Below are 14,680 nucleotides of genomic sequence, written 5' to 3'. Positions count from 1 at the left end.
CAAAATGCCTCTTTTGGCCCACTCAAAAAGCCCCCTTTACTGACGAATGGAAAAATCTAATCAATTTCTTTAGTGAGCTATTGTTAAAACCAAGGGTACTTAGGCCGGAGCCTTGAGTCAAAAATTCGAAATTCCTGGTTAAGTATTAATGACTTTGATTAAACGATAACCGTCAGTTCATGAATAACATAACAGTAGGGCTCAAACTGCTATTAAATTCCTCTATAATCAAAACCTGCCCATCCATCAACGCATCAATCATTCGTCCGCCGATAGTAAGAATCTTTTGAGTACCCATTGATTCTTCTCCGATGTTAAAAGCGACTTCTCCAACCGCTGTACTATCCTTAAACAAACACTCCTGCCAACTATTTGATATTTAAATCGATATAACAAATCACTTAAAATCCGAATTGAGGTTAAATGCCGAAGCGATTTCGGGCATATCATTCGCTCCTACAGGTTATTGGGTGTTCCTCGCCGGGCCGCGCTTTCCGTTGCAAGTCCTCATTGCGCTCCCTAACACGAAATCCTAAACCTTACATTCGTGAAAATTAGTGCTTCATTCCATTCCGGGCTCACTGCAATCGCTAACACGTAGAAAAGTAAATCGACCGCTGAGGTTATACGCTAAAACAATGATTATTAAAACCATCCTTTTCCAGCATCTAAACGTGCAAGCATATCGTAAAATGAATTTCCTATTTCTATATGGTATTCTTTTTCATCAAGACCTATGAAAGGAGCCAGAATAATCTTGTAATTATCGGGTTCTTCAAATTCTATTGCAATCATATCACCTCCACCGCTTCCTCCAATGCCTATAGTGTTGGGAAGAGAACTTATAATTTCATATCCTGCATTCAATTCTAAAATAGCTTCTATTTCCCAAAGCACTACATATTCACAATTAATCATTCCTTCAAAACCACTGTACCTCCTGAGAAATAGCTTGTAATCTTCTGGTAATTGAAACCCAATTTCTTGTTCAATATCCTCGATGGCTCGCCCTGGATAGGAGGTGCGTGCTGGAAAGGCATATTTATCAAACAGATTTTCCAATCTCCCCATCTTAAATATTTCTTAACAATAATAGTCAAAGTTCAGAATATTGAACAACAAGAAAATAAGAAAACGCCTATAGCAAATTGGGACAATTAAAATACTGGATAAATTTTTCAACATTCCCCTGTAACCGCCCGTCAGATTTATCAGCTTTAAAAGTTGTTAAAACCCTAAAGTATACGCAAGGCTTAAAACAGCGTTTTTTTTTCCAAAATACCAATCCCAAAAACCAATACTTGCTTTCCACCCGGCTCTAAACCAGTGGTGATAATTTTTCGGCAAAAGATGATTGCCCCGCTTGAAGATAAAGAAAATAAAAAAGGGTAAGCACCTTTTATCGCACCGCTACAACCCTCTACCCTTGCTGCGTTCCCACCCTGGGGGAGTTCAAGAGGAGCTGGTCGTAAAAGACTTACCCCGGCACAAATGTAGCAATTTGAACGGATGCACGAAAGCTTATTGAGCTTAAAAGTTGAAATAAATAGTAAACAGGCGTAAATTACAGGTTAAGTAACTGTAAATGTTAGCCTTGTTATACAAAAAATAAATCTCGGTGATGGGCCCACACACATCGAAAAAAATCGAACCAATCACACCAACAACACGTCTATCTCAAATAAAATCATCTAAAATTATTGAAATACAGTTCCTTAAAGGGCGTCCAATAGTGTTCCCTTCCACCTATCATCGGTCGTGATAAAATGGTAATGCTCTGAGGTATAAAATCATACCGGTACCGTTGATCTGTAAACTTGGGCCAAAGCGTTTTAAACAACTCAACAGGAATATTTTTGACCACCGTAATATGCGGGATGCTGGTTTTATTTTTATCGCCAAAAATCCTCTTTAAATGAATAAACCAGTTAGCTACCTCGGCATTCAGCTCAATTTTGGCATAGATAGTTGCGCTTGTATCACCATGTTTAAAAAAGCTAAACCCGTTAATATGCAATTGAACAGGGTTTAAACTGCTCACCGGTTTACGATAAGCATCCAGCTTTTGCATCATCAGCCCCGGTATTTGCCTGTACTGGCTGGTTAAACTGATATGAGCCTTGCCATACATCCCCTCAAAATCCCCAATCAACCGGGCCGATGCCTTTTTATACTTGCTTATCCCCTCTATCACTTCCGGCGGAGGCGAAATCAGCATCATGTAGTCAGAATAAGTGCTTGCATTGATATCCATTAACCAAAGATACAATTTACTAATATTTTTAGCAAATCAATTTTAATTTTTTAGATTTGTGCATGGTTAACAAACGCCATATTGTACACATCGATCTGGATTCGTTCTTCGTTTCCGTTGAGCGTAAGTTTAACCCCTCGCTCATTGGCAAACCTGTTATTATCGGCGGTTCGGTTGAGCGTGGCGTGGTAGCGTCGTGCAGTTACGAGGCCCGCAAATTTGGTGTCCACTCGGCTATGCCCACGCGTACGGCACTCAAGCTATGCCCCCAAGCCATTGTGATCCATGGTACCCATGGCCGCTACTCCGAGGCATCGCAACAGGTAACACAGATTATTGAATATGCCGTCCCGCTTTTTCAAAAAACATCTGTTGATGAATTTTATATCGACCTTACCGGGATGGACCGCTTTTACAACGCTTACCAGATAGCGAGCGACCTGCGTCAAAAAATTATAAAAGATACAGGCCTGCCCATCTCGTTCGGACTGGCATCCAACAAAACTGTTGCAAAAATGGCCACCAACCAGGCCAAGCCCAACGGGCAGCTTTTGGTGGAACACGGCAAAGAAAAAGAATTTATGGCGCCCCTCCCTATCAGTAAAATACCCATGCTGGGCGAGAAAACCTGCCAGAAACTGTATCAATATGGCATAGAAAAAATAGCCGATCTGCAACGTGTAGACATCCGTTTCCTGGAATCGGTGTTCGGTAAAGCCGGGAGGTTTATCTGGGAGAAGGCCAACGCACTGGACGACAGCGAAATTATCCCATACTCTGATCGTAAGTCGATATCCACCGAACATACGTTTGACCATAACACTGCCGACCTGAAAACTCTGGAAGCCATTTTAGTATCCATGACAGAAGAACTGGCTTTTAAGCTACGTAAAGAAGATAAGCTTTCGGCCTGCCTGGCTATTAAAATACGGTACGCCAATTTTGAAACCCATACCCAGCAGGAAAAAATAGCCCTGACGTCGGCAGACCATATCCTGATACCAGGAGTTAAAAACTTATTGAAACGCGCCTGGAACCAAAGCCGGCCCATCAGGCTTATTGGTGTTAAATTGAGCAATTTATGCAGCGGCAATTACCAGATCAATCTTTTTGAAGATAACGAGGAAAAAATAAAACTATACCGCGCGCTCGATCAAATTAATTTCAGATACGGCAATAAAACAGTTTGCCGGGCCGCCGGGATGGAAATTGGCACCCGCAATTTTAATCCATTTGGAAAAGATTGAAGGTTTTTTTAACAAAAAACAGACAAATACGTCTGTTTTTTAAAAACTCATTAAACCCTGATTAATTTTTTCCGTTAAACAGTAGTATTACTCAATTGCCCAAGTTGTGTTAAGTACGTTCTTTTTCGTTGGGTTTAATCAATAGTTTAAATTAATTAGGGGAAAGAGGGCACTTTTATTAGTGTCCTCTTTTGTTTTATAACTATTGTCCCGGTAATTTAACAACACGAAGATGTTCGTTTCACCGCACTGACATATTTATTTTTAGAGGCACACCTCCAATACACCCGTTTTTCATTTTTATATGCGCAACAGAAAATCATATCCAAAGCTGCACCGCACTTTGAGCTTAGCATTTCGTTGCTACAATCGATTTAACAAACGCAGGCCGTAAAATTTATTGAATAAATAGGAAAATTAGATCAATGTCCGCCCCAATACAATGGCCAGACATTGATCAAGATAAGATTATTCCTTGATATTGGAATCGTCCTTTTTCTCAACTCGGGGAGCAATGCCTTTATCAACATTGAGCGTATAAGCTGCTTCTGATGCTTTGTCTGCCTGTTCTAAATTATCAGTGTCATTGGCTACATCGTCTTCTGCAGTAGTTTCAAACGTATCATCAAATCCATTTGAATGAACGTCTTGCTGGCTTTGCTGATCTTCGGAATCAGAGTTTTCAGCATCGTCTAAGGGTATTTGGTTTTCGGGAATGATCATGATTTAATTATTTTAATTGATTAACGTTATATGTGACAGGTTGTTTTTATCAGTCAAAATTTCCAATTAACTTAAACTCGGTCCTGCGGTTTAACTGATGCTCCGCCTCGCTGCATTTTACATGGTCGGCACATTGGTTTACCAGGTGTGTTTTTCCATAACCGTTGGCCAATACTCTGCTTATGCTCACTCCTTTATTAACCAGGTAATTGACGGCTGCGGTGGCCCTGCGCCGTGAAAGGGCCAGGTTATAAGAATAAGATGCCCTTGAATCGGCAAAGGACGAAAGCTCTATTTTTAATGCGGGGTGTTCTTTTAACACCACAGACAGCTTATCCAGCTCGGCAGCGGCATCCGGCCTGATGAACGATTTGTCCAAGTCGTAATAAATTGTTCTGATCACAAAATCAGGTTTAGGTTCGGGTCTTGGCACATTAACGATAACGGCAGGGGGCGCAGCTATGGTGTCAGGGTTGGGGCTAAAGGCGTAAATATCATCGCTGCCTTTGCCTCCATCGCGGTTTGATGATAAAAAGCCATTTAAACCATCGGAGCTAACCAAATAAAAATCGTCGCTGGTACTATTGATGGGATATTTAAGATTTTGGGGAATACCCCACTCGCTTTTTTTACCCACAGCCGCGTAAATATCATAGCCCCCCATACCGGGCAAACCCTTTGACGCATAATAAAGCGTACCGTTGCTGCTCAAAAACGGGAAAGTATCTTCGTCTTTAGTATTGATTGTTTTGCCGCAGTTAACAGGCTTTCCCCATGAGCCGTCCTTCTGTTTTTCGCAATACCACAAATCGGTTTTGCCCTCACCTCCCGGCATGTCCGAACTGAAATAGATCAACTTTCCATCTGGAGACAAAGCGGCATTTCCAACAGAATATTGTTGAACGTTGTTATAAGCAAAGCTGTTAAAGACAAGCCATCTTCCATTTCTGCTGACAGCCGTTAACAATTGTAAACGGCGGGTATAAAGCTTTTGACCGCGTTTACTATCGGGCTTATCAGCGGCAAGTTTATTTAAGGCTATTTCAGTAGTTACGGTAATGTAGGCGGTATCATTTGATTTATTGAGCACCATCGGGCCAACGTGATAACCGTCGTTAAAATCCACGCCATTGTCAGAAACAATAGAAAGTGGCATAGTTTGCTGACTTTTCAGGTTAAACTGATAGAGCTTAAACCAATTGTTGCCCGTACGGTTATCAGCAACGCCAGCCTCTGTTTTACGGTCCGACGTAAAAATGAGCGATGCATGGCCATCATCAATAGCGCCCCAGTCAGAAAAGGCCGAGTTGGCGGTGGTTGCATTGTCTACCTGGTGCAGGGCATGTTTCATCCATGATATGGCCGAATCGCAGGTGGAGAGTTTAAAGGCCAGCGCTGCCGAATCATTAACAAAGTAAAGCCGGTACTGCTGTTTTGCCAGCTCAAATTTTTGATTACGCAATAGCACTTCTGCATAATAGTAGTGGCTTGATTTGTCGGCTTTAGTATTGGCTACCGCCCGGGCATACCACTGCTCAGCATTGCCGTAGCGGTTAATGTTGCGATAACACTCGGCTATCCGCTCCATTATTTTAACATCGGGCTTAGCTTTATTGGCAAGCTTAAGGTAATAGCTCAAGCTTTTAAAATACTCAAAGCGGTTAAAAAGTTGGTTGGCCTGCTCCTTAAGGCTTAGTTGCTCCTGTGCAAATGCAACAGGCACCGTTAGCATCAATAGTAGCGCACTCAGTATTAATTTTTTCATGCGTTAAAAATATCGTGGGCTCACCACCCTTTGTTTTTTACCCGGAAAACTGATGCTCAACGAAAACTCATGCGATCCGTTTTGCGAACCCGCTAACTTGCTCGTAGTAAAATCGAACGAATAACCTATCCTGAAATGATCGTTGACATAAAACTGAACAATTGCCGCCACGGCGTCCGATTGATCCAAACCGCTTTGCAAATTATTTTTGTTCCAGATCTGTACGCCCGTGCGGTATGATGTGCCCAGCCAAACGGCTTTGTTAAAGGCTATGTAGCCGCCTATATCCAGATTTGTTGGCCCTTTAAAATCTTCTTTAATCATAAAAGATGGCTTAAGGTCGATGGTTTCACTTAAAGGCAATAATGCTCCGCCGGTTAAATAGGCTGTCCTCACCTGTTTAGCCAGTTGGATGTTATCAACCAGGTTGGTACCCGTGCCCGAAAGTAAATTAAACACCGAAGCGCCAACATAAACCTTCGGAGTATAATAGTAAACTCCAAAGCGAAAATCGGGTGTGATGTTACTGGCGATACCTGTAGTTATCTCGCTGTCGCCTGCATCAGTAGCGTTAAATTTAGTTCCATCCAAACGGTATTGAATTGCGCCAAAACCGATACCAAAACACAGGCGTTTGGTATCCAGGGCATCCAGCCGGAGGCGATAAGCATAGTTGGCGTATACAGATGTGGTACTTTCGGGGCCCAATTGATCAAAAGTGGCTATTAAGCCTAAACCAACATTTTTGTTTCCGCTACTATTCAGTAAACCATCAACGGATGCCACACCTGTTTTTGGCGCATCGTTAATGCCCACCCATTGTATCCTGCTGCTTAAATTAAGCGTTAAATCGTCTTTATAACCGGCATAAGCAGGATTAAGAGCGAGGCCGTTAAATACATACTGGCTAAACTGTACGGTTTGCTGCGCCCGCGCCTGCAACATCCAAAAAGTTAGGCCCCAAAAAAGTATCAGTAATTTATATCGGCTCATGATTTACCTCGCTTTAAAAACACCCAGCCTTTGATGGTAACAATTGCGCCGTCATGATCCTTTCGGTTCAAAATATAATAATAGGTACCTTCTGCCAGTCCGCTGCCATCCCAGTTATTTAAATAGTTATCAGACCGGTAAACCTCGTTTCCCCAACGGTTAAAAACAATCAGCTGCGAGCCCGCATAGCTTTCAAGACCTGTTATTTTAAACACATCGTTCTTACCATCGTTATTAGGGGTGAAAATATTGGGGATCTCCAGATCGGCGGCTATCACTTTGATCACCACCGTATCGGTACAACCGTTTCCATTGGTATAAACAAAATGATGAAGCCCTAAATTATCTAAGCCGGTAACGGTGGTTATGTTACTCGCCGGGTTGGAAATGGTAGCCATATGAGCATCAGCAGACGCCTGCGACCAGGTACCTGCACCAACTGCCGACAGGGTAGCGTTAGCATATTGAAAAACAGTTTGATCGGGCCCGGCGTTTGGAGCGGCAATAACCACAACAGTATTGGTTTTAACATTGTTGCAGCCCAAGCCTGAGGGCGAAGCATCACACTCAAGGAGAGCATCGGTTGGCGGCGTGGCATCCGGATTGGTGGCATCCGGATCGGTAACATCGGCAGGCCGCAAAATGCCTGCCGAAACAGCAAGACTTCCACTGGACGATAAACTGACCTTGCCGGTGATGTTGAACGTTCTGACGGCACCATTGGTCAGATCTACATTGCAGGTGTAGGCGGTAGCGGTAACAAGGCCTGCCGACACCGACGATGTACCGGTTGTTGCCGTACTGTTAACCACCAGGCCCATAATATCCGTTGGGTAATTGAAACTCAGTTTGGCCCCAGTAACCGCGCTGGGGCCATTGTTTTTAACCGTAAACTGATAGGTAACCGGCAAACCCGCACATCCCGCGGCAGCGCTAATATCGCCCACAGCCAAATCGGCTTCTAACAATTGAAAACTAACCGCACTGCTAACAGGTGCGCTGCTGGTATACCCCCAGGTATCTATACTTTTATTGTTGCCAAAATCAGCGTCGTTATTAGGGTCGAAGGTAGTGGTGCCCCATTTATGCCCGTTAACTGCGCTGCTGATACCCGTTAAGTTTTTGATAGGATTTGATGGCGTACCAACAACGGTTATGGGCGAATCATCCCAAAATAAGGTATCGTCGGGCGCGTATATCCCATTGGTTCGGCTCAATTTCAACCCGTTTACATTACGTTCTACATCAAAAAATGGAAAATGAACTTCCCCCGCTGTAGTAATAATAGTGATGTTGGCGTTATAAGCGGCCAGCGCGTTAGCAGGTACCTTTTTCCCCTCGCCATCAAGCCCATCCCAATATATTAGGTTGGTACCGGTATTTACCGCGCCTGCTAATTTACGATCGGCAGCGTCGGTAAACAAACCGTTCTGGTTGGCGTCAATCGCCAGCACATAATTGCCATTGCCACTGGTAGTAAAAACAAAATATCCGCCCAAAGGGTTGGTACCGGCTCTGCCCACTGTACCTTCAATCCCTGTAAAAGTAACGTTACTGATAGTTGGCAAAACCGGCGCGCTTAATAACCAGGTTGTACCGCCGCCAGGAATACTTGCCGAAGCTGGCAGATCTGAGGCCGGAGGATTAAAAAATATTTTTTGGGTAACGTCCATCTGGGTATCGGCCGAGCGAGGGTCTTGCACGTTGGTCGTTATCAGGTTCACACTTTTATAAGATACGCCCCCATTGGCATCCCTGAAACCCTTGTTGTTTACAAAAAAAGTAAAGCCATTACCTGCCTGCCCGTTATTATTGAGGGTGTACTGGTAGCCATCTTTGGTTAAAATATTAAATATCCCGTTGAAACCCACATTAAAAGCGCCCAGCACACCCGAAAAAACGTTTGTAAATACTCTTCCAGTTAGAAATTTAGCGTTAGCGGCATCGCGTACCGACACATCAAAGGCAGCTATATATTGAGCTGCAGGCTGTACCCACATAGTACTTGAGGCTACCGGAGTAGGATTAGCGGTTAACTGGGTGCCATTAGCCTCGGGTATAAAATCAATTTCCCATACTCCCTCCTGCCCTACCTGCACGGTTTTAATAAAAGGCGTATAGCCGCCGGTATTGGGCAGCGGCCCGGCCACTTCCTGGGTGCGGTTGCTAATCAGGCCTGTAACGGCGTCTGTTCCGCTGCTGTAAGTTGAGCCATCAGGTGCGCGAAAATTAATTGTCCCGCCATTGATACCCTGCACGCTCGAGCCCACATAAATACTTTCGCCTGCCTTTACATAAACCTTCATGGTACCTAAAGTTGGAAAAGGATACGACGCATTAAAAACAGTACTCGAAAGCAGGTAGGCCCGGTTGCCACCGTTGGAGTTGAGCTCTTTGCTCCCCTCGGCCAATACATGGGTAATGGAGATAGAAAATGAAAATAAAACAATATACACAACTAAGTACCAGTTATTTACCGGAGGCTTACTGGCTATATGAAGAGTACACCTTTTAGAAGGTAGATATTTCAGCATGCAATGATATTTACAATGCTGTAAGTTATAAAAAGCAGATGAAATGAAAATGAAAAATGAGCCAGAAGGTGAAAAATATAGGAAATAAGCCTTATATTTCAGGTAATAAGGATGTATCTTTTATTATAACCAACATCATCACTATGTTTTTCCGAACAAAACTTAACCCTGGTTTTATCCATTTACAAGATTAGGTGTGCTGTGTAACAATGTAAGGGTGGGATGAAATTTGGCAACCGGCTTGCACCGGATGCCATGAAGTTATTCGAAAAAGTATGTTCTATTTGCTCACTCAATTAAAAGCCGATTGAGTTACCGCCATCAACAGGCAATATAGCCCCGGTGATATATTTAGCGGCATTTGATGAAAGGAAATATACGGCTTCGGCTATGTCTTCGGGCTCACCCAGCCTGCCCATCGGCGTGCGCGACATTACTTTTTGTTTGCGTGCAGGATCATTATCCAGCGCTTTTGACGACATGTTGGTTTTGATGAAACCAGGCGCCACGCAATTTACCCGGATACCATCGGGAGATAATTCTACGGCCATAGCCTTCGTCATGCCTTCAATACCGGTTTTAGCGGCGGTGTAACCAATCACATAGGGTATACCATACTGGGCAGCCATCGAACTGATATTGATAATGCAACCTTGCTTAGCGGCAAGCATATATTTGGTTACCTCGCGGCTAACGCTGAAAACAGAATTCAGGTTAGTTTGAATTACTTTGTTAAAATCCTCATCGCTCACCTCAACAAAACTCTTTTTTGAATTAATGCCGGCGTTGTTCACTAAGATATCGATATGCCCATATTGGTCTGCAATAGTCTTGATCAGCCCCGGTATCCCGCTCAGGTTACTCAGATCAAAAACATAGTATTGGCATAACTCACCCAACTCATTAGCCAGGTTGGTCAAATTTTCTTCATTACGACCAATAATGATCGTTTTAATGCCGCTTTGTACAAATTTTTTGGTGATAGCGAGTCCTAAACCAGAGGCTCCGCCTGTTACAATAGCAATGTTTTGTGTTAAAGTCATTTCAATTTTAATCTTATAATGTATAATGCCGGTACCAATAGCCGGATTTAAAATTCTCTATTTTTTTTTCGACGATTCCCTGATGATCAGTTGATGCCTTAACACCAGGCTATGTGTTAACTGTACATCGTAATTATTAGTTAAATGGCTGATGAGCAACTTGGCAGACACTTCGCCCATTCAATCCCCCGGTAATCAATACTGGTTAAATTGGGCTCGGCAATAAGGCACGATTGATCATTATTAAAACCGGCTATGGCGATGTCCTGAGGTATTTTAATACCGGCCTTTTTAAGCTCAACCATGCAGTTAATGGCGCATATGTCGTTCGCTGCAAAAATGCCGTCGGGTCTTTCAGGCATTGCCATAATCAATGCGGCTGCCTGTATGCCTGCTTGTGCGCTCAGGTTATTGATAATCAGCATATCATCCTCAGTAAAGGGTATTTCATTATCCTTTAGTGCTTGCTTATAACCGTTAAACCGCTCCTCGTAAACGTTACTGATACCGGGCGCTGTAATGTGGAGTATTTTTTTACATCCCTGCTTCGCCAAATGATCTGTTGCTTCGTAGGCCGCCTTAAAGTTATCTAAACGAATATTTGGGCAATGCTGATGTTCGCAAACGCGATCGAAAAATATAACCGGGATTTTACGCCTGATAAAATTTTCAAAGTGATCAATATTAACGCTGTCGTAAGCCAAAGATACCAGCAAGCCGTCAACCCGGTTATTAAACATGGTTTGGGCAATACTTGCTTCTTTCTTCATCGTTTCGAGCGACTGGCTGATGATGAGATTAAAATTGGCATGGTTGGCCACCGTCTCAATACCGGATATCACATCGGCCATAAAATTACTATTTAAACGTGGCACTATTACGCCTATGGTATTACTTCGTTTGGTACGCAAATTACTGGCAAACGAGTTTGAGCTATACCCCATTTGGCGAGCAGCATCTACAATTTTTTTTTTAGTAATCTTATTTACACCCGGCACATCGCTAAGGCTCCTGCTCACCGTAGCGGCAGAAACATTCAGTTTTCGGGCGATGTCGTAAATAGTTATTACTTTATCCGGGTTAGGCACGTGTATGATAGATATTAACCGATTACAAATATCAGTTAAAATGAGCTATAAAGATGAACAATTTAGTTAAAAAAACCAGCAAGCACTGTAAAGAATATGAGGAGTAGCAGCCCCATTTTCGATCATTTAAACCGACATTAAATAGCCGATACACTTGACATTTACTTTTGCAAAAAAACATAGTAATCGATTGCGATATTCATGTTTTTGTTAATAACTTCACCTACTCGTGCCGCAAAACATTCAAAAGCTGTATGACAAAATTAATGGCCAGCTAAAACAAGGTAAACCCGGTGCCGTGATGAATAAGTTTAAGCTTTATCATCAGGTTAGTACCACGCTATGCGGTAATATTTGTAAAAACGGAATATCCATATGCCAAAACCATGTTTAGCTGTTGGCCCTTACACATAAAAAGTACATTGAAAACTAAATAATATCCATGTTTAACAATTTAGAACAGACTTTCAGATGGTTTGGCCCATCAGATCCGGTTACGCTGGCAACCATCAGGCAAACCGGAGCAACAGGTATCGTAACGGCATTGCATCATATCCCTTGCGGGGATGTTTGGACGATGGACGAGATCAATATCCGCAAAAACATCATTACGCAAGCTGGCTTAAACTGGTCGGTGGTAGAGAGTGTTAATATTCACGAGAGCATCAAAACAGCGGGTACCGAGCGTGATCAATCTATTGAAAAATATATCGTCACTTTACAAAACCTGGCAAAGGCCGGGCTAAAAACGGTGTGCTATAATTTTATGCCGGTGCTCGACTGGACGCGTACCAACCTGGATTATCGGCTGGGGAACAACGCCTCGGCATTACGTTACCACGCGCCAGCTGTGGCCGCCTTCGATCTCTATATCCTTGAACGCGAAGGCGCATTCCAGGAATTTTCGGCGCAGCAGCAGCAGGAAGCAAAAGCTTTTTTTGACAGCATTACTGCCGATGAAAAGAAGTATCTTACCGATACCATTATGGCCGGCCTTCCCGGTACCGACGAGGTATTCAGCATTCCTGAATTCAAAGAGCATCTGCAACGCTATGCCAATACGGACGCCACCGTGCTGAAACAAAATTTAGCTTACTTTTTACAAGCCATCATTCCGCATGCCGAAGAAGCCGGAATAAAAATGTGTATCCACCCAGACGATCCCCCCTTCCCTATCCTGGGCTTACCACGGGTGGTATCAACCGAGCAAGACCTGGCCGATTTAATCAACTTTTGCCCGTCTGCATCTAACGGCATCACTTTTTGCACCGGCTCCCTGGGCGCACGACCGGATAACGATCTGCCCGGCATAGTGAGCAGATTAGGGGCGCATATCCACTTTATACATTTGAGAAACGTGCAGCGGGAAGCCGACGGCAGTTTTTACGAGGCCGACCATTTAGGGGGCAGCACAGATATGTATGCCGTGATGAAAAACCTGATTATGGAGCAAAAAAAACGCGTAAACAGCAACCGGGATGATATCGCTATCCCGATGCGCCCCGATCATGGGCACAAAATACTGGATGATTTTAACTACAATACCTATCCGGGATATTCGGCCATTGGGCGGTTAAAAGGCCTGGCCGAATTACGTGGCTTGGAACTGGGTATCAAGCGAACACTTTTTGAATAGTGAGCTTGTTTGCTTAAACAGACTTTATTTAAAAAGATGCGCATAACGATGCCCTCGGCAAGTGGAAATTATACGCATCTTTTTAAATACATCCCAGTTTTAGATATTGGAGCCAAAGTTTGAACCCCAAATTAAAAAAAGCAGACTAAGTACTCTTAAATTGATACTACAGCGCCTTTAAGGGTTGGGTGCAACCGGATCTTGACCGAAGATCTGGCTCAGCTGCCTGTAAATTTCAGGATGCTTGGTTTGAAATTGTTGCGGCTTTTCAAAAAAGTATTCGGAGGCTACCGCCAGAAACTCGGCTTCGTTGGTTAAGGCATAGGGGTTGATGTCTGATTTCCCTTCTTCAATCCGGTGCATTTCCCTGTGCATCATTTGTAGCCAGGGCATAGCATATTCGTGCGGCATCAAGTTCTCGGGTACACCATCGGTTGCACCGTCGGACTTGTCGAGCAGATGGACAAACTCGTGGATAGCGGCATTTTCTTTCCCGGCCTGGTCAGAGAAACCTTTGGTTAGCGCAGCCCTCGAAAGCAGCATCTGTCCGTTCATATAACCCGAACCTACCATACCCAAAATATTGCGGTTCTCGCCCTCAAATTGAAATTCCTGGTCAAAAGTATCAGGGTACAAAATCACGTTGGTGAGGTTTTGGTACTTCCACTCCGGGAAACCAAAAACAGGTATAACTGCGCTTGAAGCGATCAGCACGCGGTCCAGGTCGGTAATATCAGTCCCCACCCCTTCTATCCGGGTTTCTGCTAAAAATTCAGCTATCTTGTTTTCAAACCTCGCCTTGCCAGCGGCATCAAGTTTTTGATAATAGCGTACATGCTCATTGAGCAGGCTTTGGTAAACGATGTGAGGGGTTAAGTTAGTTGCCGCAACCTGGGCATTCTTTTTGCGAAACAACAAGTAAGCAACCACAGCAATCAAAAGGATAATAAGAGCATAGATCATTGGGAGGGAGAGATTAAGTGTTAATTGATTCCAGCCGACTGGCAATAGCTTTTAATAGCCCAACGTCCAGGGCATTTTGGTTTACTTGGAGCTGTTCCATACTTACCAACGCACGGTAATTGCGTTCTTCATCGGGTTCAAACAGAACCGGTATGCCATTCACCATCACTTCTATTCTGTACAGGTATCCTTGCACCATTATCCGGGCCTCGAGTTCAAGTTCTTCATCCTGATAGCTAACCGGCAATTGAAAAACTTCGTCCATTTCACAAACATAAACAACCGCCAGAGGATATAGTTTAAAATCTGTTGCTATTGCTTATATCTCATCAAACAATTGCGAATTTGATGCTGTTATGAAAACAAATAAACTATTAATTAAAACAATGAATCACTGGTATGAAAATACTGTTAACGTAGGTTTAAAACCAGGA

12 protein-coding genes and 1 other RNA gene are annotated in these 14,680 nt (G+C 43.4%); 2 read left to right on the top strand and 11 right to left on the bottom strand.

What is annotated here, in order from left to right:
- Window positions 1–645: 645 nt before the first annotated feature.
- From MUCPA_RS22990 to MUCPA_RS22985, 3 genes are all read right to left on the bottom strand, one after another.
- Complete coding sequence (locus MUCPA_RS22990; protein ID WP_008509652.1) at window positions 646–1,071, bottom strand: SMI1/KNR4 family protein; 426 nt, start codon at window positions 1,069–1,071, stop codon at window positions 646–648.
- A gap of 314 nt (window positions 1,072–1,385) precedes the next feature.
- Window positions 1,386–1,483, bottom strand: an RNA gene (gene ffs / locus MUCPA_RS36640) — signal recognition particle sRNA small type.
- A gap of 204 nt (window positions 1,484–1,687) precedes the next feature.
- Window positions 1,688–2,254: a 2'-5' RNA ligase family protein gene (locus MUCPA_RS22985; RefSeq protein ID WP_008509650.1), complete on the bottom strand. Its 567-nt coding sequence runs from the start codon at window positions 2,252–2,254 to the stop codon at window positions 1,688–1,690.
- A 62-nt stretch (window positions 2,255–2,316) separates the two neighbouring features.
- On the opposite strand from MUCPA_RS22985, the gene dinB reads away from it, so the two are divergent.
- A complete protein-coding gene (gene dinB, locus MUCPA_RS22980) occupies window positions 2,317–3,501 on the top strand; it encodes a DNA polymerase IV (protein WP_008509648.1) in 1,185 nt (394 codons plus the stop codon).
- 468 nt (window positions 3,502–3,969) lie between these two features.
- Here dinB and MUCPA_RS22975 read toward each other — a convergent pair whose 3' ends face one another.
- The 6 genes from MUCPA_RS22975 to MUCPA_RS22950 all read right to left on the bottom strand — a co-directional run bounded on the left by MUCPA_RS22975 (window position 3,970) and on the right by MUCPA_RS22950 (window position 11,647).
- Window positions 3,970–4,224, bottom strand: a complete 255-nt coding sequence (locus MUCPA_RS22975; RefSeq protein ID WP_008509646.1) for a hypothetical protein — start codon at window positions 4,222–4,224, stop codon at window positions 3,970–3,972.
- A gap of 49 nt (window positions 4,225–4,273) precedes the next feature.
- Window positions 4,274–5,989, bottom strand: coding sequence for an OmpA family protein (locus tag MUCPA_RS36340; RefSeq protein WP_008509644.1), 1,716 nt, complete (start codon window positions 5,987–5,989; stop codon window positions 4,274–4,276).
- A 3-nt stretch (window positions 5,990–5,992) separates the two neighbouring features.
- A complete protein-coding gene (locus MUCPA_RS22965; RefSeq protein WP_008509642.1) occupies window positions 5,993–6,982 on the bottom strand; it encodes a PorP/SprF family type IX secretion system membrane protein in 990 nt (329 codons plus the stop codon).
- Window positions 6,979–9,516, bottom strand: coding sequence for a T9SS C-terminal target domain-containing protein (locus MUCPA_RS22960; protein ID WP_008509640.1), 2,538 nt, complete (start codon window positions 9,514–9,516; stop codon window positions 6,979–6,981). The genes MUCPA_RS22965 and MUCPA_RS22960 overlap by 4 nt, the downstream gene beginning before the upstream one ends.
- Before the next feature lie 296 nt (window positions 9,517–9,812).
- Entirely contained in the window at window positions 9,813–10,559 is a 747-nt protein-coding gene (locus tag MUCPA_RS22955; RefSeq protein ID WP_008509635.1) for an SDR family NAD(P)-dependent oxidoreductase, read from the bottom strand.
- Between the two features lie 140 nt (window positions 10,560–10,699).
- Window positions 10,700–11,647 (bottom strand): LacI family DNA-binding transcriptional regulator, encoded by a 948-nt coding sequence (locus MUCPA_RS22950; RefSeq protein WP_008509634.1) that lies wholly within the window; start codon window positions 11,645–11,647, stop codon window positions 10,700–10,702.
- 442 nt (window positions 11,648–12,089) lie between these two features.
- Between MUCPA_RS22950 and uxuA the strand changes: the two genes are divergently transcribed.
- On the top strand, window positions 12,090–13,283 hold the full coding sequence (gene uxuA / locus MUCPA_RS22945; RefSeq protein WP_008509631.1) for a mannonate dehydratase: 1,194 nt from the start codon (window positions 12,090–12,092) through the stop codon (window positions 13,281–13,283).
- A 177-nt stretch (window positions 13,284–13,460) separates the two neighbouring features.
- On the opposite strand, the gene MUCPA_RS22940 is transcribed toward uxuA, so the two are convergent.
- Window positions 13,461–14,246, bottom strand: a complete 786-nt coding sequence (locus MUCPA_RS22940; protein ID WP_008509629.1) for a M90 family metallopeptidase — start codon at window positions 14,244–14,246, stop codon at window positions 13,461–13,463.
- Between the two features lie 13 nt (window positions 14,247–14,259).
- Window positions 14,260–14,511 carry a hypothetical protein gene (locus tag MUCPA_RS22935; RefSeq protein WP_008509628.1) on the bottom strand — a complete coding sequence of 84 codons (252 nt, stop codon included), beginning with the start codon at window positions 14,509–14,511 and terminating at the stop codon, window positions 14,260–14,262.
- Between the last annotated feature and the right edge of the window lie 169 nt (window positions 14,512–14,680).

The sequence above is a fragment of the Mucilaginibacter paludis DSM 18603 genome, assembly GCF_000166195.2.
GTDB lineage: Bacteria > Bacteroidota > Bacteroidia > Sphingobacteriales > Sphingobacteriaceae > Mucilaginibacter > Mucilaginibacter paludis.
Note: the sequence above shows the minus strand (reverse complement) of the source record. Positions and strands in the feature narration are given on the sequence as shown.